At 34.1% G+C, this 21,855-nt stretch carries 13 protein-coding genes; 2 read left to right on the top strand and 11 right to left on the bottom strand.

What is annotated here, in order from left to right; all coding sequences use genetic code 11:
• Window positions 1–78: 78 nt before the first annotated feature.
• The 11 genes from BLT80_RS05890 to BLT80_RS05840 form a co-directional block, all read right to left on the bottom strand.
• Entirely contained in the window at window positions 79–1,215 is a 1,137-nt protein-coding gene (locus tag BLT80_RS05890) for a glycosyltransferase family 4 protein (protein WP_092466630.1), read from the bottom strand.
• 3 nt (window positions 1,216–1,218) lie between these two features.
• Complete coding sequence (locus tag BLT80_RS05885) at window positions 1,219–2,187, bottom strand: polysaccharide pyruvyl transferase family protein (protein WP_092466629.1); 969 nt, start codon at window positions 2,185–2,187, stop codon at window positions 1,219–1,221.
• Entirely contained in the window at window positions 2,184–3,632 is a 1,449-nt protein-coding gene (locus tag BLT80_RS05880; protein WP_092466628.1) for an MOP flippase family protein, read from the bottom strand. The genes BLT80_RS05885 and BLT80_RS05880 overlap by 4 nt, the downstream gene beginning before the upstream one ends.
• 84 nt (window positions 3,633–3,716) lie before the next feature.
• Window positions 3,717–4,820 (bottom strand): non-hydrolyzing UDP-N-acetylglucosamine 2-epimerase, encoded by a 1,104-nt coding sequence (gene wecB, locus BLT80_RS05875; protein ID WP_175455549.1) that lies wholly within the window; start codon window positions 4,818–4,820, stop codon window positions 3,717–3,719.
• A 37-nt stretch (window positions 4,821–4,857) separates the two neighbouring features.
• Complete coding sequence (locus tag BLT80_RS05870) at window positions 4,858–5,778, bottom strand: GDP-L-fucose synthase family protein (RefSeq protein ID WP_092466897.1); 921 nt, start codon at window positions 5,776–5,778, stop codon at window positions 4,858–4,860.
• Between the two features lies 1 nt (window position 5,779).
• Entirely contained in the window at window positions 5,780–6,895 is a 1,116-nt protein-coding gene (gene gmd / locus BLT80_RS05865) for a GDP-mannose 4,6-dehydratase (protein WP_092466626.1), read from the bottom strand.
• A gap of 206 nt (window positions 6,896–7,101) precedes the next feature.
• Entirely contained in the window at window positions 7,102–7,899 is a 798-nt protein-coding gene (cysQ, locus tag BLT80_RS05860) for a 3'(2'),5'-bisphosphate nucleotidase CysQ (protein WP_092466625.1), read from the bottom strand.
• A gap of 248 nt (window positions 7,900–8,147) precedes the next feature.
• Entirely contained in the window at window positions 8,148–9,404 is a 1,257-nt protein-coding gene (locus BLT80_RS05855; protein ID WP_092466624.1) for a sulfate adenylyltransferase subunit 1, read from the bottom strand.
• Window positions 9,405–9,498: 94 nt separating this feature from the next.
• Window positions 9,499–10,404, bottom strand: a complete 906-nt coding sequence (gene cysD, locus BLT80_RS05850; protein WP_092466623.1) for a sulfate adenylyltransferase subunit CysD — start codon at window positions 10,402–10,404, stop codon at window positions 9,499–9,501.
• A 5-nt stretch (window positions 10,405–10,409) separates the two neighbouring features.
• Window positions 10,410–11,000 carry an adenylyl-sulfate kinase gene (gene cysC, locus BLT80_RS05845; RefSeq protein ID WP_092466622.1) on the bottom strand — a complete coding sequence of 197 codons (591 nt, stop codon included), beginning with the start codon at window positions 10,998–11,000 and terminating at the stop codon, window positions 10,410–10,412.
• Between the two features lie 8 nt (window positions 11,001–11,008).
• Entirely contained in the window at window positions 11,009–11,437 is a 429-nt protein-coding gene (locus tag BLT80_RS05840) for a DUF2061 domain-containing protein (RefSeq protein ID WP_092466621.1), read from the bottom strand.
• A gap of 414 nt (window positions 11,438–11,851) precedes the next feature.
• Here BLT80_RS05840 and BLT80_RS05835 point away from each other — a divergent pair, with 414 nt between their 5' ends.
• Together BLT80_RS05835 and BLT80_RS05830 are read left to right on the top strand one after the other, a co-directional pair.
• A complete protein-coding gene (locus tag BLT80_RS05835; protein WP_092466620.1) occupies window positions 11,852–15,403 on the top strand; it encodes a T9SS type A sorting domain-containing protein in 3,552 nt (1,183 codons plus the stop codon).
• Between the two features lie 440 nt (window positions 15,404–15,843).
• The gene (locus BLT80_RS05830) at window positions 15,844–21,705 is read left to right on the top strand and encodes a T9SS type A sorting domain-containing protein (RefSeq protein ID WP_092466619.1); all 5,862 of its coding nucleotides are present in this window, start codon (window positions 15,844–15,846) and stop codon (window positions 21,703–21,705) included.
• Window positions 21,706–21,855 lie beyond the last annotated feature (150 nt).

The raw sequence follows: 21,855 nt of genomic DNA, 5'->3' as shown, positions 1-21,855 counted from the left end.
CTTTCAAGTCTATTCAAATTGTAAATACAAACCAGGTTACGTAAATCCCATTGGCAAAAAAACTTAAATTCAATTGAATTAAACATCTTTACTAGTGCCCTTATAAACTTTTACAAATTCCTCTATTTGACTATTTTCATCAAACTTTTTTAAAACAATCTCATAGGCTTTTTCTCCCATGGCTTTAGCCTTTTTTGGGTTTAAATGCAAATACTCTAAAGCCTTAAACAGTTCTTTTGTGTTATCGGAATCCACTAACAAACCATTTTCGGTATGAGAAATAACTTCTGGGATACCACCACTTTTTGTACCAATTAAAGGTACTTTTCTTAAAGAAGCTTCTATTAGTGTTAAACCCAAGCCCTCTTCTTGGCAACTATTGGTTAGCAAAACTTTTTTACTTGTTAGACAAAAAACATCTGCTTTGTCTATATATGATTCAACTTGAGAAAATGCTAATGCACCTGTTAAAAACACATTATTTGACAAACCTAACTCTTTTATTAACACTGTTATATTATCTTTTAATGGACCATCTCCAATAATTGTTAATTTTGAATTTGGATACAGGTTATTAAATATCTTAAATGCTTTAACTAAAAAGGCTTGATTTTTTACAGCTACTAATCTACCAATTGTAAGTATGTTAAATTGCTTGTCTTTTTTAACCCTCTCTTCAACCTTTTTAATTGGAACACCAAGGTAAATAACCTCAGCCTTATTTTTATCTAAGCCTAATTTAAGAGCCTCATCATACAAAAAACGAGACACAAACACTACTGACTTTGCATGCTTCCAAACTAGTTTTAACTTGTTATGATATGCTTTATCTAATCTAGCATTATTTAAATCTGTACCATGATGAATAATAACAAAAGGAATATCTAGTTCTGCAACTTTTGTATAGCACAATACTGGTAAAAAGGCAAATTGAAATACAATAAGATCTGGTTGTATCTTTTTTATTCCTTTAAAAATAGAATTAGAATATATATAAGAACTCTTATTTAACCGAAACAAAAGCCTATTGTACAGTAAATCTATATACTTAACCTTAGTGTATTCATAAGTTTTTGATGCATCAAGAATTTTACTATTATGAATTTTCCCCGTAATACAAGACACATCAAACTGATGTTTTAACAAGTTAATATGTCTTGTTAAAAAGGTTTCTGATGTTGCACCTAAGTTATATTGAATTACACAGATTTTCACACGTTAATCTTTTATCCATAGCTTTACTTTCTCTGCAAATCTATTAATTCCAGACAAGTCAGGCACAACCTCATTATTATTAACTTTCTGATAGTCCATAACCGAATCAGACATATCTCTAATATCATTAATTATAGTACCATTACCATATAACCTATTAAATTCTTCTATTTTATAATCAAAACTAATTGCTGTGTAAGGAATTCCTAAGCCGTAGGCAATAATAGCACCATGAAGTCTTGTTGTTATTACATGGTTTGATTTGTAATATTTATTGAGAACTCTATCTAAACCGTAATATTTATACTGAATGTTATCAGTAAAAAGATACTTATCTTTTGCCCCCAAAAACCTCTCAACTACTTTTTTATCTTCAGCATTCAATAACTCTTCATGCGAACTATAAAGTATATTATTATTTTCTACTTTTTTATTTCTCAAACTATTTAATAAATAAATAGTTGGACATGGAGCAATATCTACGTTAGTAGTATTTATTAAATTTGCAGAAATATCATCTCTTACATTAATTAGATCTGCTTTGTCATGCACTGCACTCAATAATTTTCCGTCAACATTAGACAGCATATCTTTTGCCTTAGGAAAAATACCACCAACACCCCAAATAATAAATGGTATATTACTTTTCTCATTTAGTTCTTTCCAGAAATTTGTAAAACTCACATGATATAAACCAGCTCCCCCTACAATAATTCTTTCATAATTTTTATTTATGAAATCCCAATCTATATTTTTATCATGAGCACACCACGTATCTAGATCCTCGCCTAATATCTGATGAATTCCCATAACTGGAGTAAAGTTCCCAATGTTATCCACTGAACTATAAAAATTCAAAATTTTACTTTTGGCAGATCTGTCTTCCGATTTTATAGCAGATAAGTCTCTAAATTTTGTTCTCTCATCATAAGGTAACAAGTTTAAGAATTTATGTAAATATGGGTTTATCATCGAAATTTAGTTTTTAGAAGATTTATAAAGAAAGTTTTATCAAAGAAGTAACTTAACAATATATAAATTAATGCGCCACTTATAGTTTCAATTATTAACATTAAGATTTGTAACTCTAAATAGTTATCGATTAGCATATGTGTTGCTAAAACAAATAAATACATTAAACTTGAGAAGAATATAGGCTTATATAAATTTTTAAAAAAGTTTATATAAGACATATTAATCAAACGCTTTACATAAGACAATTTATAAACCATCAATAAAAGCGATGTGATTCCATAAAACCAAACTAAACCTAATAAACCGCCAAAATAAATACCCAAACCAAAAGAGAGAAGTATTATAGGAGTTGTTATTACAAATATCTTAGTTTCATATTCTGGTTTATCTAAAGAATAAAAAATAGTACCATTAAATGTCATTATACTTTGAAATCCAGAAAACACGCATAGTACTTCCATAATAGGCACCATATCTATCCAGTTTTTTCCATACAAAAATAAAGTAAAGTGTTCTGCTACCGCAGAAAGACCAAACATTAAAGGAAAAACAATAAATGCAACCATTTTTGTCGACTTAAAGTATAAGCGCTTAATTTCTTCTATGTCATCCTGAATTTTTGCAAAAATTGGAAAAAGCGCTGTTTTAAAACTATTAGAAATATTCCTTAAGGGAAGCATCATTATTCCATAAACTCTAGAGTAAATCCCTAAACTACTTTCGCCTAAAAACTTACCTATAACTAGATTATCAGAATTACGATTCAAATATCCCAAAAAAGAATTTAAAGTAACTTTATAACCAAAGCTAAAAAGGTTAGTGAATGATTCTTTACTAAAAACAAAGCTTGGTCTCCATTTAACTAATACAAAATAGCCAATTAATTCAACAGTACTTTTACATAATAATGAATAGACTAAAGCCCATACACCATAACCTGAATAAGCCAAAACAATACCATAAACAGAACTTATGAGTAAAGCATAAATAATAACTTTTGTTCTAGTTTTAAAATCAACTCTTTTAATTAATAGAGATTGATGAGTTGACGCAAAAGAGGTAATAATAAAGTTGACCGATACAACACGCACCAAACTAGTTAACAGCTCATTATCATAAAAAATAGCAATAAATGGTGCACAAAAATAAAAAAGAACGAATAACAAACAACCTATAGCAGCATTTAGCCAAAAACTTGTTGATAAATCATTATCATCAATCGATTTACGCTGCACAATTGCAGCTCCAAAACCTAAATCTTTAAATATAGCAGCAAAACCGGTAAAAACCACAACCATTGCAAGTAGCCCATACTCAGAAGGCAATAGTAATCTTGCGAGCACTATTCCAAAAGCAAAACTTAATACTTGTGTCCCTGCTTGTCCAAAAGAAGACCAAGCTATAGCACTTTTAAGTAGTTTTGAGTTATTCGATTTATTCATAATAATTACAATGGGAGTATAACAAAAAATAAACCTACCTGTTATAACGTTTTTTATCTAAAAACAATTCAACCAACAGCCAAATCACTTATTAATCACGCTATTTATCACTTCCAAAATACGCTCAGTAGCATTCCCATCCCAAAATTTTGGAACACGACTATTTTTATAGGTCCCAGATTCTATGGTTTCTATATGTTCTAATATTTTATCAATATCAAAATCTAACAATGTATTTGAACCTTCAGTGATAGTACTTGGTCTTTCTGTATTTGGTCTCAATGTTAGGCATGGCTTTAACTTAAAAGTTGTTTCTTCTTGTATACCACCACTATCTGTTAAAACCATTTTACAATTATGAATAAGGTTTTGAAAACTAAAATAATCTAAAGGCCCCGTAATTGTTAAATTCTTTAAATCATCAAATTCTGCTTTTAATCCAAACTTTGAAATATTATTTAAAGTTCTTGGGTGCATCGGAAATACTACTTGATGTTTTTTTATTAGTTTTTCTAACAAACCTAATAAATGTATTAAGCCTTCTTTATTATCAGCTGTTGCTGGTCGGTGAATTGTCATTAATATAAACTCATCCTTTTTTAGCTGATACTCAGCCAAAACAGATTGAGACTTTATAGAATCTTCAAAAGCAACAAGAGTATCAATCATGGTATTACCCACAAAATGAATCTGCTCTGCTGGCTTCCCTTCTTTAATCAAATTATCAACACCACTTTGTTCTGTAACAAAGAAATGATCAGTAATTTCATCAACCAAGAGTCTATTGATCTCTTCAGGCATACTTCTGTCAAAACTACGCAAACCGCTCTCTAAATGAGCTAACGGTACATTCATCTTATTAGCAGTTATGGCCGCTGCCAAAGTTGAATTAACATCTCCAGGTACGATTATTAAATCTGGTCTAAAATCATTCACAGTTTCTTCTAAACGTATAATAATCTCGCCTATTTGGTTATTAGCCGTACTTTGAGGAATATTTAATGCGAAATCCGGAAATATATCTAATTGTTTAAAAAAATCATCCGCCATTGCTTTATCAAAATGTTGGCCTGTATGAACAATTTTAATATCAAATTGATTCTTAAACTTCTCTTCTGCAACTTTTTTGAATTGGGTAATCTTTATGTAATTTGGTCTTGTTCCAACAACTAAAAGCAATCGTTTCATTATATTATTGTATTTTATATTTTTGTTTAACAGGCTCTTAATTCGCCAAATACCAATTATAAGTTTTAAGAACTCCTTCATTTAAACCAATAGTAGATTTCCATCCCAATTTCTCTAACTTAGAACTATCCATTAATTTACGAGGTGTACCATCGGGTTTAGAACTATCCCATACAAGCTCGCCATTATGTCCAACAATAGACTGAATTGTCTCTGCCAATTCTTTTATAGTAACATCGGTACCAGTACCCACATTATAAAGATGTTCTGGTAATACGTTTTCTACAGCAAACACTACGGCTTGTGCCAAGTCATCCACATGCAGAAACTCGCGCATTGGAGTACCGCTTCCCCATAATGTTACTGGGGCATTGGTTGCTTTAGCCTCATGAAACTTCCGTAACATGGCAGGTAACACGTGAGAGCTTTTTAAATCAAAATTATCGAAAGGACCATAAAGATTTGTCGGCATTAAGCTTACAAAATCTTTACCGTATTGTTTTCTAATCGCTTCACAAGCTTTTACTCCTGCTATTTTGGCGATAGCATACCATTCATTAGTTGGTTCTAAGCTATCCGTTAGTAAATACTCCTCTTTTAAAGGTTGTTGAGCAAACTTTGGATAGATACAAGAACTTCCTAAAAACACAAATTTTGAAACAGCCTTCTTATGAGCTGTATCAATCAGGTTATTCTGTATCTGTAAGTTTTCCATTAAAAATGGATAAGGATTCTCATTATTAGCGAGTATCCCACCTACTTTTGCTGCCGCATTTATAACAACGTCTGGTTGTTCTTTATTGAAAAAATCAATTACTGCTTGCTGATTACGTAAATCGAGTTCAGCACTAGTTTTGCCAATGAGATTGGTATAATCTTTAGCTTCAAGTGCTCTCCAAACGGCAGAGCCTACCATACCACGATGTCCGGCTACGTAGATTATTGTATCCTTAGCTATCTTACTCAAAATAGTTTAAGGTTTTATAGCCACCTTCTTCAAGGTATTGCTGTTCTTTCATGAGTTTTATATCACTTTGCATCATGTCCTTAACCAAATCGTTAAGATCATACTTACATTCCCATCCTAATTTAGTCTTGGCTTTTGAAGCATCTCCTATCAATAACTCCACTTCAGTTGGTCTAAAGTAGCGTGCATCTACCGCTAAGACTTCTTTACCGATTTCGATTTGATATTTTGGATTGTTACATTTTACGACATAAGCTTTCTCTGCTTCGCCTTCACCTTTAAACTCTAATTCTATGCCGACTTCGGCGAAACTCATATGTACAAAATCACGGATTCTTGTCGTTTTTCCCGTTGCAATTACCCAGTCTTCTGCTTCATCAGCTTGAAGGATCATCCACATCATACGAACGTAATCTTTTGCATGTCCCCAATCTCTTTGAGCATCGAGGTTTCCTAGATAAAATTTGTCTTGCAACCCAAGGGCAATTCGTGATACTGCTCTCGTGATTTTTCGTGTGACAAACGTTTCCCCTCTAATTGGTGATTCGTGATTAAACAAAATTCCATTACATGCATACATATTATAAGCTTCACGATAGTTTACCGTGATCCAATAAGCATACATTTTTGCTACAGCATAAGGTGAACGTGGGTAAAATGGTGTTGTTTCAGATTGTGGAACTTCTTGTACTTTACCGTATAACTCAGATGTTGACGCTTGATATATTCTCGTTTTATTTTCTAAGCCTAATAATCGTACGGCATCTAAAATCCGTAACGTTCCTAAACCATCTGCGTTACCTGTATATTCTGGAATTTCGAACGACACAGCCACATGACTCATTGCGGCTAGGTTATAAATCTCATCGGGTTGAATTTCTTTAATCAACCGAATAAGATTAGTGCTATCTGTCATATCACCATAATGCAGATAAAAATTGCGATGATCTACATGTGGATCTTGATATAAATGGTCAATTCTATCGGTATTAAATAATGACGAGCGACGTTTTAAGCCATGAACCTCATATCCTTTCTTTAATAAAAACTCACTAAGATAGGCTCCATCTTGTCCTGTAACTCCTGTTATAAAGGCAACTTTACTCATAAAAACTATAAACTAAATAGTTAAAATCAAATTTCATTTAAGTCCGCAAAGCTAATAAAATATAATACTTGTTAGCCTTTTCAACTTTAAAAATAAAATTAGGACTTTTTCAGTTTCAAAATATTACATGACATTACGAGCACAAAAAACCTTAGTAAAACTCCTATTTTTCAAATTATTATTTCAATGTTTAGAGTTACTTTAATTTACTTCAATCCCTTTACCAAAAACCAATTATTCAACAATTCTTGTCTGTTGTATAACATGCGCTCTTTTGAAATCCAATCTACAACTTCAAAACCAGCATGTTCGCAAATAGCCTGTCCGGCAGCAGTATCCCACTCCATAGTAGGAGCGAATCTCGGGTAACAATCTGCTTGCCCTTCTGCAACCATACACAATTTTAATGAGCTTCCTTTAGAAATTAGATTGACGTCACCATGCTTTTCTCGCATCTCAGAAACATAAGTTTCCGTTTCAGGAGACATGTGTGAGCGACTTGCTACAACCGTGAAGGTTTTGTCTTCTCTTTCTAGAGGTAATTTACTAGCTTGACTTACTAAAGTGCCTACATTATAATCTTCGAGATTCACCTTTACTTTATATGCACCGCTGTCGCTAGTTGAAAAATAAAGATCTCCTAAAACTGGCACATAGATAACACCAATAACTGCTTTTTGATTTTCTATGAGTGCAATGTTTACCGTAAACTCACCGTTGCGTTTAATAAACTCTTTGGTACCATCTATAGGGTCTACAATCCATAATTGACTCCAATCTTTACGATCATTGTAAGGAATAGATTTTCCTTCTTCGGATAACACAGGAATATTTGTTGCTTTCAAATGCGACATAATTACATCGTGCGACGCTAAATCTGCTTTAGTTAAAGGTGAATTATCTCCTTTAAGTTCCACTTCAAAATCATCGGAATGATAGATGTCTAGAATTACTTTTCCGGCTTCGAGGGCTGCTTCGATTGCAATTTTTAAATTTTTATTCATACTTTATTGGCTTTTGGCCGTTAGCCTTTAGCTTTTGGCTTCTTGCTGTTTGTTGGTTCGGATTTCATTATAATAAGATTGCCATGTCGATCTTTCCTCACTTTGCGCAATGACGTTTTGATTGTTGATTGTAGTTCCCGTATTTAGGTTTTAGTTCATATATTAAAAAGCAAGTATAAGATTCTCTTGATTGAAAAACACCCCTAAAGTCCCCTCAAGGGGACAATTCTGTACTACAAACTGAATTATTAAATAATCATTCCAGCACCAATAGTTTCATTGGTTTGCTCGTCTATAATAATGATACTTCCGGTTTGACGATTCTTCTTATACGCATCATAAAACAAAGGCTTAGCTGTTCTAATAGACAAGCGAGCGATATCATTCATCTCCACCTTATCAATGCCTTCTATTCTGTGTAATGTATTAATATCTATTTTATACTTTAATTCTTTAACCATGCCAATAGATTCGTTTGTGGTATGTTTAATTACCACCTTTGTACGTGCCTGAATTGGTTTAGTACTCATCCAAGTCACTAACACCTCTAAATCTTGACTCACTTCAGGTACATTATTTTCGCGAACAATCATGTCTCCACGGCTGTTATCGATTTCGTCTTCCAAAGTCATCGTTACAGACATAGGTGCAAATGCTTCAGCTATTTGTTCGCCATTAAGTTCAATAGTTTTTATAGTAGATACAAAGCCTGAAGGTAACGACCTTACCTTGTCGCCTGGCTTGAATACGCCTCCATCAATACGACCTGCAAAACCTCTGTAGTCCTGATTATCTAAGGTGTGAGGACGAATCACAGACTGAATAGGGAAACGACAATCTACCAAATTATGATCGCTTGAAATATGTACGGTTTCCAAATGGTACATTAAAGTACTTCCGCCATACCAATCCATGTTCTCAGAACGGTTAACAACGTTATCCCCATTTAAAGCCGAAATAGGAATAAACTGAATATCACTAATACCTAACTTTGATGAAAAGGCTTTAAAATCTGAAACTATTCCGTTATATACATCCTCGCTGTACTCTACTAAGTCCATTTTATTAACACACACAATAGCGTGCGGTATACGTAATAAAGACGCAATAAATGCATGACGATGCGTCTGTTCTAACATTCCTTTACGAGCATCAATAAGTATAATAGCTAAATTAGCTGTAGAAGCACCAGTAACCATATTACGTGTATATTGTATATGTCCGGGCGTATCTGCTATGATGAATTTACGCTTTGGAGTCGCAAAATAACGATAGGCCACATCTATAGTAATGCCTTGCTCTCGTTCTGATTTTAATCCATCTGTAAGTAATGATAAATCTACATAATCAAAACCTTTAGATTTACTAGAGGCTTCCACAGCATCTAACTGATCTTGAAAAATTGATTTACTATCATACAACAAACGTCCAATTAATGTGCTTTTGCCATCATCTACACTTCCTGCTGTTGTAAAACGTAATAATTCTATATCTTGATAATCCATTTTTAATCGTTGTTAGTTTTTAGTTGCTAAGCTTTAGTTCTCGTTTTTTAATCAACCTGATTTCTAAAGTCTCAACCTAATTTCTATTTATATTTTAAAAGTAACCTTGTTTTTTACGATCTTCCATTGCCGTTTCAGCACGTTTATCATCGGCACGCCCTCCACGTTCAGTAGTCCTAGTAGTCGCAATTTCTTCAATGATTTTATCTAAGGTATCTGCTTCCGATTCTACAGCACCCGTAATTGGCATATCTCCACAAGTTCGGTAACGAATCGTCATGTTTACAACTTCTTCGTTTTCCTTTAATTTAATGAATTCCGAATTTGCTAAAATCACTCCGTCTCTCACCACACAATCGCGTTGGTGCGAAAAATAAAGTGATGGCAGATCTATATTTTCAAGTTTTATGTATTCCCAAACGTCCATTTCTGTCCAGTTAGAAATAGGAAACACTCTAAAATGCTCCCCATAGTTTTTACGACCATTAAATAAATTCCAAAGTTCTGGTCTTTGGTTCTTAGGGTCCCATTGTCCAAATTCATCTCTATGTGAAAAGAAACGCTCTTTAGCACGTGCTTTTTCTTCATCTCTTCGTGCTCCACCCATCGCCGCATCTACTTTATACGCTTCCAAAGTATCTAATAAAGACACGATTTGAAGTGAATTACGGGACGCATCTGCACCTGTTTCTTCTTTAGCACGACCATTATCAATAGCTTCTTGTACTGAACCTACTATAAGTTTAACCCCCAGTTTCTCTACTAATTCATCACGAAAAGCAATTGTTTCAGGAAAATTATGACCTGTATCTATATGAATTAAAGGGAACGGTATTTTTGCAGGAAAAAAAGCTTTTTTAGCCAAATGGGTTAGTAAAATTGAATCTTTACCCCCAGAAAATAACAAAACCGGATTTTCGAATTGTGATGCAATCTCTCGGATCACAAAAATGGCTTCTGATTCTAATTCTTTTAAATGATTAATTACGTAATTACTCATGTTTTTTATTTTAATTTTTGAATAATAAAGTCTAAAATAGTTTGAACAGACATTTCTATATCTTGATGATCTGTTACAATTTCTATATCTGGATTAACGGGAGCTTCATAAGGTGCCGAAATACCAGTCATATTTTTAATTTCTCCTGCTCGTGCTTTTTTATATAAACCTTTTACATCTCTACGTTCACACTCCTCCAAAGAAGTATTCACATAAATCTCAATAAAATTCTCGCTACCAACTATGGTTTTAATGTTTTCTCTATCTTCTATATAAGGAGACACAAAAGCTGCTAAGGTCACGACACCAGCATCAACCATTAGATTCGCAATTTCAGCAATTCTTCTGATATTCTCAGTACGGTCTTCCGGAGCAAAACTAAGGTCTTTATTGATGCCTTGTCTAATGTTATCTCCGTCTAAACTAAACGTTGAAATGCCTTTTTTATGTAATTCTACTTCTACTAAATTCGCTAAGGTGGACTTCCCAGAACCAGACAAACCTGTAAACCACAATAAAAAAGAGCGATGACTATGTAGCTTCTCGCGATCTGTTTTTGTAATCTTATAATCATGTCTAACTGTATTCAAACTCATAGTTCACTTTAGTTTTTAAGTTTATTTAATCGCTTCTTTTCATTTCTTCTATCTAACCCAAAATTAATTCGATACCATAATTTCTCATGTCCAAAATACAATAACATCTTAGTCACCACTTCGGCACCACCAATTTTAAGACCTACTAATGGATTTCCTGTAACTATCCAACCTAAAATGATAGTATCTAATGTCCCTACTCCACGCCATGAAAACGTTTTTAATATATGGCGTTTATTAGATGACTTTATAGCAGACTTAAACCAAACTCTTTCGTGCACATAATACAATACCATTTTAGTAACCATCTCATAAGCCCCCATTTGAACACCAATGGAAAAATCACCAGATATAAACCAAGATAATAATAACGTATCTAACGTACCTATAATGCGCCACGTTATGGTTTTGGCAACATGTCGTTTACTAAATTTCATTAAGCCCGAATTGCAATTTATTTATAGACAGCCTCTTTATATTTACTACTCTACTATTTTAATAGAGTATTTCATTATAATTTACAAATCTAAAACAAAATCCAAGACTATCTTAATGTAATTAGATATAATAGCCGTCATTTAAAGACCTTAAGGGTATGATAATTTAAAAAAACTTGAAATATAGCTTTAAAATGATATATAAAATTTCATCGTTAAGTAAAAAATAATAACACTACCGTAATGTCTAGCAAGAAAAAAAGCTTCGTTTGAATCCTTTTTATCTATGATATTTCAAGAGAAATGCTTGTTTATTCACAAAATTCATTAACTTTGACCGTTCTAAAATCAACCCGAAAATCGTATCAATCAAATGGATACGATGGTTTTTTTTAAGACTAAACAATAAAACTTATGAAAAAAACTTACATTTTTTATTTTTTGGTAACCCTTTTCTCATTTGGGTTTAGCCAGACAATCGTAACTGTAGATCGCGCCAATATAGTTGGACCTACGACTTCTGGTAGTGATGCTTCAATATCATCAACAGGTTTTACTAGAGGTTCTGGTATAGCATTATCTACTGCTGCTGCCAATTTCACTTCAAATGGATGGGATGCTACTACACGAGCTCAAGCAGTGACTAATAATGACTATATTCAATGGTCAACGACTGCAAGTGGATCTAATAACATCGAAATTACAGAGCTAGATATTAGATTACGAAGAGCTGCAACTGGACCTCAAAGTTTTAGAGTTTACTATAGTTTAGATAATTTCGCAACGACAGGTCTTCCTGTAACAACAGCGCAATCATCACCAACAACGGCATCTGATTTTAATTTTACAGGTTTAAGTATCAATTCAGGAACTGGCGGGACTATAACGTTTAGACTTTATGCATGGAATGCATCAAATGCTAATTCTTGGTTAAGAATACCTGCCAAAGCTGCTTGGTCAGATTTTGGTATAGCAACTCCAGGCTTAAGACTTATAGGAACTATAACAAGTGTTACTTTTAATAGCACAGAATCAAATATAAAAGCGACAGCTTTTGATCCAAGTGATAATATTAACTACAGCGCTTATTCTGTAGCATCTGGTTTAACTACTGCTAATGCCATAAAAGTTGGTGAGTTTGTAATTTTGGATGGTGGAGATGATTTAACTGATGGCGATATTCTTGGTACAATTTTAACAGATCTTGAATTTGGGATTTCAAATAGTGAGAACCTTAAGACTTTAGCTATTTTTGATGAAGCTACTAACATATCGGAAGCAACAGTAGCATCTGGATCTGCATCATTTACAGGTATATCAGGACTTTCTACAACAGACGGTGGTTCAAAAACTTTTGATGTTTATGCAACTTTTAATACTAATGTAAATGACAACGAGCAATTTCAACTAACTGTTACATCTGCAACAGCAGATCCTTTTATTGGATCTACCTTCGAAGCGTTTGATGCAGGCGGAGCTTTAACATCAATATCTGGTGATGATAACAGAATAGAGGTTACTGCAACGGCGATGGCTTTTGACCAACAACCTACAGATACAAACCAGTTTGAAATCATGACACCTTTCCCAACAGTTTTAGCTGTAGATAGTAATGGTAGCCAAGATCTTGATTACAACTCTTCTATTTCTCTTACAGCAACGGGTACTATGGACCCTAGTCCTAGTTTTTATACGATGACAAATGGATTGGCTGTTTTAGACAATGTCATATTTACAGAGAAACAACTTGTTGCGGCTATGATAGTATATAGTCCTTTACCTGCAGTAAGTAACAATTTTGACATTACCGGACCATTAATCACTGTTGCCAATCAAGATTTTGATGGCACTACACCAGAATGGACTTATTCAACTAACGTTGACACTTTTGATAATAGTTGGGGAATTGATGGTTATTACGGAATAATTGATAGTGCAATTGCGTCTCCATTAGATAATCCTTCTTTCTCTGGTAATATTTTTGGAGAAAACGATATTAATGACGAAGGAGACAATGGAACAGCTGATTTTGCAGTAATGACTTTTGAAACTATTAATATTAGTGCCTTAGAGAATGTGACCTTATCATTTGATTGGGATGTACATGGTTATGAAAACGATGATAGTGATGCAAGTTACACGTTGATTTATGATGGTGTAGCTGAGCCTTTAGTTTATCTAGTAGATGGTAATGGAGCTATTGACACTGATGAAGGTACAGTTACTATTAGTATTCCAAGTTCTGTAAGTACTGTAGCTTTAGAAATCAGTGTTAAAAATAGAAATGATACAAATGGCTTTACTGGTTTTGACAATTTTAAAATAACTAGTGTGTTTGATGGTTTTATTCATATAGACAATGGAACCTTCGCGGGTTGGAAAGGTGGAACTCCGAGCAACACTACTGGCGCGAACAATGCGTACGTTATTAGCGGTGAATATATAGTACCCGCTCAAGTTGAAATCAACAACTTCATTATTAATGAAAACGCTAAAGTAAATATTGCCTCTGGAAAATCTCTTAAAACCAATTCTGCAGTTGCAAATTATGGAACATTAGAGTTAAATTCGGTTTCAACATCATACTCTAGTTTAATTACAGATAACATTACTGGAGAAGTAACTTATAACCGTCACGTGAATCAATTTGCAAGCTCAGGTTCTACAACTGGTGCTAATGATTTAATTTCTGCCCCAGTTACGAATTCAAGTCAAACATTTCTTGCCTTAGTAACAGCTAATGCAGATATTCCTTCTGGTACCATTGGTGGTGATCCTGCATTTCTATTTGGTCCTTTTGATAATAACACTTTAAATGACTTTATTAACTATACTCCATCTGATTACTCAAACGTAATTACATCTGGAATTGGTTATAGAACAGCTTCAAACACTCCTACAGGTTCTACTTTTGAATTTGTTGGTGATGTTAAAACAGGATTTGTATCTGTTCCTATTACAGCAGGTGCTCTAAGTACATTTAATCTTATAGGAAACCCTTACCCATCTTATTTAAGCCTTTCTAGCTTTTTAGCAAGTAATGGCACTAAATTCAGCGCTTCAAATTCTGGAGTATATGGTTATAAAGGTGATGTTTTAACAGGATATACTATATGGAACCAAGCGTACTCGGATGCCAATCCTACAGCACGTATTGCACCAGGACAAGGATTTTTTGTAGCCTCAAAATCTGATGGAGCTACAATACAATTCACACCAGAAATGCGAAGAATAGGAACAACTGATGATTTTATTAGTGGTAGAGCTGAAAATCAGAATTTAGCACATTTAAATATTCAAGTTGCTAAAGGAAATGGGGCTTACCAAACGGCATTATACTTTAATGATAATGCATCATTAAGTATGGACCCTGGTTACGATTCTGAAATGTTTGAAGCTATTGCTCCTGCCTTCTCAATCTATTCTCGTCTTGTAGAAGATAACACAGGAAGAAACTTAGCAGCACAAGCTGTTAGCTATTCTGCCTTAAGCAATGTAACAATTCCTTTAGGAATTAATATTGCACAAGGTGAACAAGGTGTCGTTAGTATTGCAGAACATAATATTCCTGAAGGGACTACTGTAATTTTAGAAGATAATGTAGCCAATTCATTTACGAATCTATTAGAAGGTGACTACACGTTTATTTCTGCGACTACGTTAAACAACACTGGTCGTTTCTATTTACATTTTGGACAAACGACACTTGGTGTAAATGACAATTTATTAAATGGTTTAGAAATTTTTGTAAATGCAAACCCTAAATCAATTGTTGTAAAAGGACAGTTAGAAGGCCAAACAGCATTTAAATTGTTTGATATCCAAGGGAGATTAGTAACAACACAATCACTAAATGCTGATAATACAGAGCATAGTATTGACGCTTCTAATCTTACTGCTGGCATCTACGTTGTACAGTTACAAAATACAACTGGCAACAGAACTCAAAAAGTTATCATTAGATAAGTTTAAAACTTATATCACAATAACTAAAAGCGCATCTTTATAAGATGCGCTTTTTTTGTTTTCTAGCCAATACAATCCTAAATGCGTATATAAAACTTATTTGTAAAAAACAATAATTTTAAAAAATTAATAAACATTTTTATAATTACAAAAACGTTCGGCTAACAAATTAAACTACAATAATTTAAGCCGAGATTGCAATTCTTATCTAACATATATCTCACCTAATCTTAATGATTTGTTAATACATTTAAAAACCTCGATTACTAACTTTTATTATATTTGCCATCCCTAATATCTTGAGTGTTAGCGCGCTTTTATGATATTTTAACCATTAATAGCATTTTATGTTGTTATACAGTTTGAATTTGTAAGTATTTTCCTTTAATTTACTTATTTCATAATCTGCATTTCAATCTAAATTAAAAACAAATTAACACATGAAACACATTTACGTATTTTTAATGACTCTATTTATTGGGAGTTTTGGGTTTACTCAGACAACAATTTTCAATGAAGGTGGTGGTGGCTCTGAACCAACAGACTGGACATTTGAAAATAACATATCTTCAAATCCCATTGACAAAGGCAGTTATTGGTTAGTTGACGCAGGAAGCACTAGTGATTTTATTACAACTGCAACATATGATTTATCATCATATACAGATGCAGAATTCACTCTAGATGTAGCTTCTTTTAATTCAGGTGGATATAATCGAGCAAAAATAGAAATATCATTTGATGGCGGTTCAAATTACACACAAACTGAAACCTCAACTATAACAACTGGTTCTTCATATTTATATGGAGGTACATTCACGCTGAATAGTGTTTCTAGCCAAGTAGTAATCAGGATATCTAACAATGGAACTTCTGGCAGAGGTGTAAGATTAAGAAATTTAGAATTAACAGCATCAGGAGTTGCAGTCACATGTACAACACCTACAACTCAAGCGTCGTTATATAACACAACAGCTTTAGGTACGACATCTGCAACCTTAAACTGGACCACAGGAAATGGAGATGAAGTATTGGTTCTAGTAAAAGAAGGCTCTGCTGTTGATACAGATCCTGAAAGTGGAACTGATTACACAGGCAGCACGACTTTTACTTCTGGAGACCAAATAGGAACAGGCAATTATGTGGTGCAGTCAGGTTCAGCAACAAGCTCAGTAAGCATTACTGGTTTAAGTGAAGCAACAACATATCATGTTGCTGTTTATGAATACAACACTATTGATACGTGTTATGAGCTAACCGAGTTAACCGGAAACTTTACAACAGAATGTTCGACACCTTCTGAAGTCTATACATTTACAGCTACAGCAGGTATCGAAGAGGTAGATTTAACATGGTCTAATGGTAGTTGTTATGATGAAGTATTAATCATAGCTAAAGAAACATCTGCAGTAACGGTTACACCAACAGGTGATGGTTCTGCTTACACCGCTAATGCTACTTTTGGTTCTAGCGCAGATTTAGGTACTAGTGAGTATGCTGTTTATAAAGGTATTGGTACATCAGTAACTGTAACTGGTTTAACTAATGGAAACACTTACCATTTTTCAGTATTTACAAGAAAAGCTACATCTTGGAGTGCAGCAGTTGCGGATGATGCGACATTAGATTGTACTGCTCCAGCAATACAAGCCTCAGCATTTACAACACTATTACCTACTGCAACAGGAGTTTCTATTGAATTTACAAGAGGTGATGGAGATAAAGTTCTAGTTTTGATGAAAGAAGGCTCTACTGTAGATGAAGATCCTATTAGTGGAACTAGCTATACTGCAAATAGTAATTTTGGAGATTTAAGCGCAGATGAACTAGGTACCGGTAACTTTGCAGTATATAATGGTAATGAAGGATCTAACCCAGGAATCGGTGGCGATCCTATTGATTTTAACATTAACGGATTATCTCAAGGCACAACATACCACCTTGCCGTATATGAATATAATGACACAAACACCTGTTATAATCTTACAGAACTTACAGGAAGTTTTACAACTCTATGTGCTAAAATTACATCATTTCCTTTTACTGAAGGGTTTGAAGGTGGTGCATTACCATCTTGTTGGTCTCAAGAATATGAAACTGGGACAGTAAATTGGGCATACCAAGATGGAAATAGTAACAGTTCACTTGATGCACATATTGGCACAAAAAATGCATATTTCTATGACACAAATGGTGATCAAACCAAATTAATCACTCCTGCTTTAGATTTAACTGGTGTTTCTTCTCCAACATTATCTTTTTGGCATGCTCAAGTAGATTGGAGTGGAGATCAAGATGAACTTCGAGTATATTACAAGACATCTGCTGGTGGTACTTGGACACTGATCCCAGGACAAGAATTCACTAGTTCAATAGGATCTTGGACACAAGAATCTGTTTTACTACCTAACCCAAGTTCAGATTATTATATTGCATTTGATGCAACTGGAAATTATGGCCGTGGTGTCGTATTGGATGACATCGAAATTAATGGAGATATTCCGACTACCGACACACTCGTTGAATTCACAGCTTCTACAGCAACTGTTATTGAAGATGCAGGAACTTACGATTTGGAATTTTCAATAACTAATGAAGATGCTGCTGCCACTAGTTTTGATGTGGTACTTACAAGTGGCGATGGTGACGCTACAGATATAGATGGATATACTACTCAAACAGTAACATTTCCCGGTGGCACAAGTACTAACCAAACCGTTACACTTACTATTACAGATGATACTGATTTAGAGACTGATGAAACCTTAATGTTTGAAATCCAAAATGTATCAGGTGGCAACAATGCCGTTGCAGGTTCAAATAGTACATTTACACTTACTATTACTAATAATGATGTAACACCTCCAATTGCATTACCTTATAGTGAAGATTTTTCTGATTGCGGTGCTGCAGAGTGGACTCCGTATGATGAAGCAGGAAGTAACTCTTGGTTATGTGGTTCTGGTGAATATGCTATGAACGGCTATGGAAGTACAAACGTTGATTGGTTAATTTCAGATTTCTCAATTGATTTTAGTGCTTATTCATCCGTTAAAATTGATATCACTACTCAAGAACAATATGGAGATAATATAAATACTCCTGGTGAATTTGAATTACTATACTCAACAGATTACTCTGGTGGAGATCCAACAATTGCAACATGGACAGCACTTTCATTTGATCCAAACAATACAGAATTTGGTGGAGGCTTATCTTCTCCTTCTGTAACTTCTGTTGATGCTTCTGGTATTACAGGAGTAGCATATATCGCATTTAAATACGATATGAATTTTGGTAATGGCGCGGAAGACTGGAGAGTGCAAAACATTGACATCTATGAGGATATTGCTTTAGATGCAGATACGGAAGCAACCGACCCTAATACACAAATTGCTACCACAACAATTATTGCTGCCGACGCAACAACAAGTATTACATCTCTCGATGCTTTTGCTTTTAGCATCTATGACTTTGGTTCTACAGATGGTTTACCTACAAATATAACAATGATGCGTTTTGTTCCAGGTGCTAACAATACAGCAGACTGGTCAGATCATATCCAAGGTATCACTTTAGTTGATGAAAATGCAGCAACATACACTCCTACAACAACGACAATAAACGATACTGAAATCATTTTAGAGTTCAGCACACCTATTGTCATTGCTGATGATTCTATTTTGGAGTTTACTTTAGGGGTTTACTTAAATACAACAAACATTGTTGATGAAAGTATTATTCAATTTCAAATAGATGCTGCTTCAAATGGCTTTGCTGCCAATACTAGTGGTTCAGGTTTTGCGGATCCTTTTTCTGGTGATGTTATTGGTAATGATATTATTGTAGATGTTTATGTAACCGAACTGGTTTTCTCTCAACAACCTTCTAATACCTTTGTGAATACAGCCATGACCCCAGATGTCACTGTATCTGCAATTGATACAAATGGAAACATAGATACTAGTTATAATTTAGATATAGAAATAACTTCTACAGGTACATTAACAGGAAGTCCTCTAGTAGCAACTCCTGTTAATGGTGTTGTAACATTTGCAGGTTTAACTCATACTGCATTAGGCACTGCATTAGTATTAACTGCTGATGATGATTTATATCCAACTGTAAATAGTAGTGCTTTTGATATTGAAGCCATACCTGTAGATCCTGTTATTATTGCTATTCAAGATTTTGATGATACTACGCCAGAATGGACATATACAACTAGTCCTTCTGAAAACAATTCTTCTTGTGTATCGAGTGGTGATGTTTGGAATGTAGTAAGTAGCTTAGGCAATATCACAGTTCCCAATAGTACTGGTAATTTTTTTGGCGGGCAAGATTTAGAAGGCTCTAATGGATGTGGAACATCAGGTATAGCCACTATAGATTTTAACACCATAGATACTTCCAACTATACCTCTATAACTGTATCATTCGATTATGAAGTTGATGGTTTTAATGGTGCTTCAGATGAACTAAGTTATATAATAACATTAGATACTATATCGGAAACAGAAGTCTTTTTATGTGATGGCTGTGACCAACAAAACAACGAGGGTACGATAAGTATGAATGTTCCTGATGGAACTAATACTATAAGCTTACAAATTCTAGCTAAATTTAATGGAGGAAGCGACTATTTTGGAGTAGACAACTTTAAAATTGAGGGAATAGTGAGCCCCTCACCCACAACCTACACATACAACGGCACATGGTCACCAAGTGATCCAAATGGAGCAGCTACTGCTAATGATGATATTGTAATTACTTCAGGAGATGCTACAATTGACATCAACACTACTGCTAATTCCGTAACAGTGAAAGCTGGTGCGGGCCTTACTGTAGACACAGGTGTTACACTTACAACAACTAACGGCTTAGCTTTAGAATCTGTTTCAAACAGTTATTCTAGTTTAATTCTAAATGGTACTGTTGCTGGTGCTGTAAGCTACCAAAGACACATTAACAATGCTGCAGAGAGTGGTGAAGGAACAGGATCTAATGATTTAGTTAGCCCACCATTAACAGGTCAGAGTTTTGGAGCCTTCAGAATTGCTAATACAAATATTCTTTCTGGCGAAATTGACAACATTAGTCCTGGAACCATATTTTATCTATTTAGTCCATTTAATACCGCTTTAAATGAGTACACCTATTACAGTGAAAGTGATGATTCTGAAACTCTTGATGCTGGTAATGGCTATAGAACAGGCTCTACGTCACTTGGGAATCAAGATACTTATACATTTTCTGGTACTGTTGAAACTGCTACAGTAACAAAAAGTATTGTCGCACCCGCCGCAAGTAACTGGAATTTAATTGGTAACCCATATCCTTCTTATTTCAAAATAGAAGAATTTTTGCTTGATAACATTGCTCAATTTGATTTTTCAAGTAGTGGAATTTATGGTTATGATGGTTTAGCTTCAGATGGTTGGGATATATGGAATTTAGCCAGAGCACAAGACCCTACAAATGCAGGAGCTGTTATTGCACCTGGTCAAGGCTTTTTTGTAGCATCAATACCTGTAGGAGGATCTGTTACATTTGATCCAGATCACAGAGTGACAGGAACATCAGATGATTTTATTTCAGGAAGAAGTACTAATTCTATTACAAATTTAGAATTAACGCTAAACAATTCTAGTGCGTCATTTATTACCGATATTTATTTTACAGCATCTGCGACACAAAGTTTAGATCCAGGATATGATTCTAGTTTATTTAAAAGCCAAATAAATGATTTTTCTTTATATTCTCATTTGGTAATGGATAATACCAATGTACCATTAGCTATCCAATCTCTAGGTGAAACGGATTATACAGATGTTACAATACCACTTGGTGTTCATGCCTTCCAAGGAGAACAACTAACGTTTAGTATCAGTGCCTCTACACTACCAAATACGGTTAGTGTGTATTTAGAAGATAACGTGGCTAACACCTCTACGCTTTTAAATACTAGTGATTATGTATTAACACCAAGTACAGGATTAAGTGGTATAGGCAGATTCTATTTACGTGTTTCAAATAGCACATTATCTACAGTAGATAACACCTTAGATCAATTAAACATTTACACTAACAAGACGGATAAAACTATTATTATTGCAGGTCAATTATTAGAACCTACAACAGCATCTGTTTATGATGTTCAAGGACGTTTAGTATCTACTACGCAATTACAAACTACTGTTAGATCACAAGCTATAGACGTTAGTAACCTAAGTCTTGGCATCTATGTTGTAAAACTGCATAATGCGGCTCAAAACAAAACTCAAAAAGTGATTATAAGATAATATCTTACAACTAGCTTACTGTTTTAAAAAACGCGCTAAACTTGGTTTAGCGCGTTTTTTTTGTGTATAAAATTATCAAATATTAAAAAAATTAACCTATTCACAACAATTTATTAACACGCAAACGTTTTCGCTTATTGCCGTTATAAA

This window comes from Winogradskyella thalassocola (genome assembly GCF_900099995.1).
GTDB classification, from domain to species: domain Bacteria; phylum Bacteroidota; class Bacteroidia; order Flavobacteriales; family Flavobacteriaceae; genus Winogradskyella; species Winogradskyella thalassocola.
The sequence above is the reverse complement of the archived record's forward strand: the minus strand, read 5'-3'. Positions and strand labels throughout refer to the sequence as shown.

Excerpts from the sequence above, each read along its gene's own strand:
- cysQ (WP_092466625.1), bottom strand. The coding sequence starts at position 7,899 with ATGAATAAAAATTTAAAAATTGCAATCGAAGCAGCCCTCGAAGCCGGA.
- cysD (WP_092466623.1), bottom strand. The coding sequence starts at position 10,404 with ATGAGTAATTACGTAATTAATCATTTAAAAGAATTAGAATCAGAAGCC.
- BLT80_RS05830 (WP_092466619.1), top strand. The coding sequence starts at position 15,844 with ATGAAACACATTTACGTATTTTTAATGACTCTATTTATTGGGAGTTTT.
- BLT80_RS05880 (WP_092466628.1), bottom strand. The coding sequence starts at position 3,632 with ATGAATAAATCGAATAACTCAAAACTACTTAAAAGTGCTATAGCTTGG.
- BLT80_RS05840 (WP_092466621.1), bottom strand. The coding sequence starts at position 11,437 with ATGAAATTTAGTAAACGACATGTTGCCAAAACCATAACGTGGCGCATT.
- BLT80_RS05855 (WP_092466624.1), bottom strand. The coding sequence starts at position 9,404 with ATGGATTATCAAGATATAGAATTATTACGTTTTACAACAGCAGGAAGT.
- wecB (WP_175455549.1), bottom strand. The coding sequence starts at position 4,820 with ATGAAACGATTGCTTTTAGTTGTTGGAACAAGACCAAATTACATAAAG.
- BLT80_RS05885 (WP_092466629.1), bottom strand. The coding sequence starts at position 2,187 with ATGATAAACCCATATTTACATAAATTCTTAAACTTGTTACCTTATGAT.
- gmd (WP_092466626.1), bottom strand. The coding sequence starts at position 6,895 with ATGAGTAAAGTTGCCTTTATAACAGGAGTTACAGGACAAGATGGAGCC.
- cysC (WP_092466622.1), bottom strand. The coding sequence starts at position 11,000 with ATGAGTTTGAATACAGTTAGACATGATTATAAGATTACAAAAACAGAT.
- BLT80_RS05835 (WP_092466620.1), top strand. The coding sequence starts at position 11,852 with ATGAAAAAAACTTACATTTTTTATTTTTTGGTAACCCTTTTCTCATTT.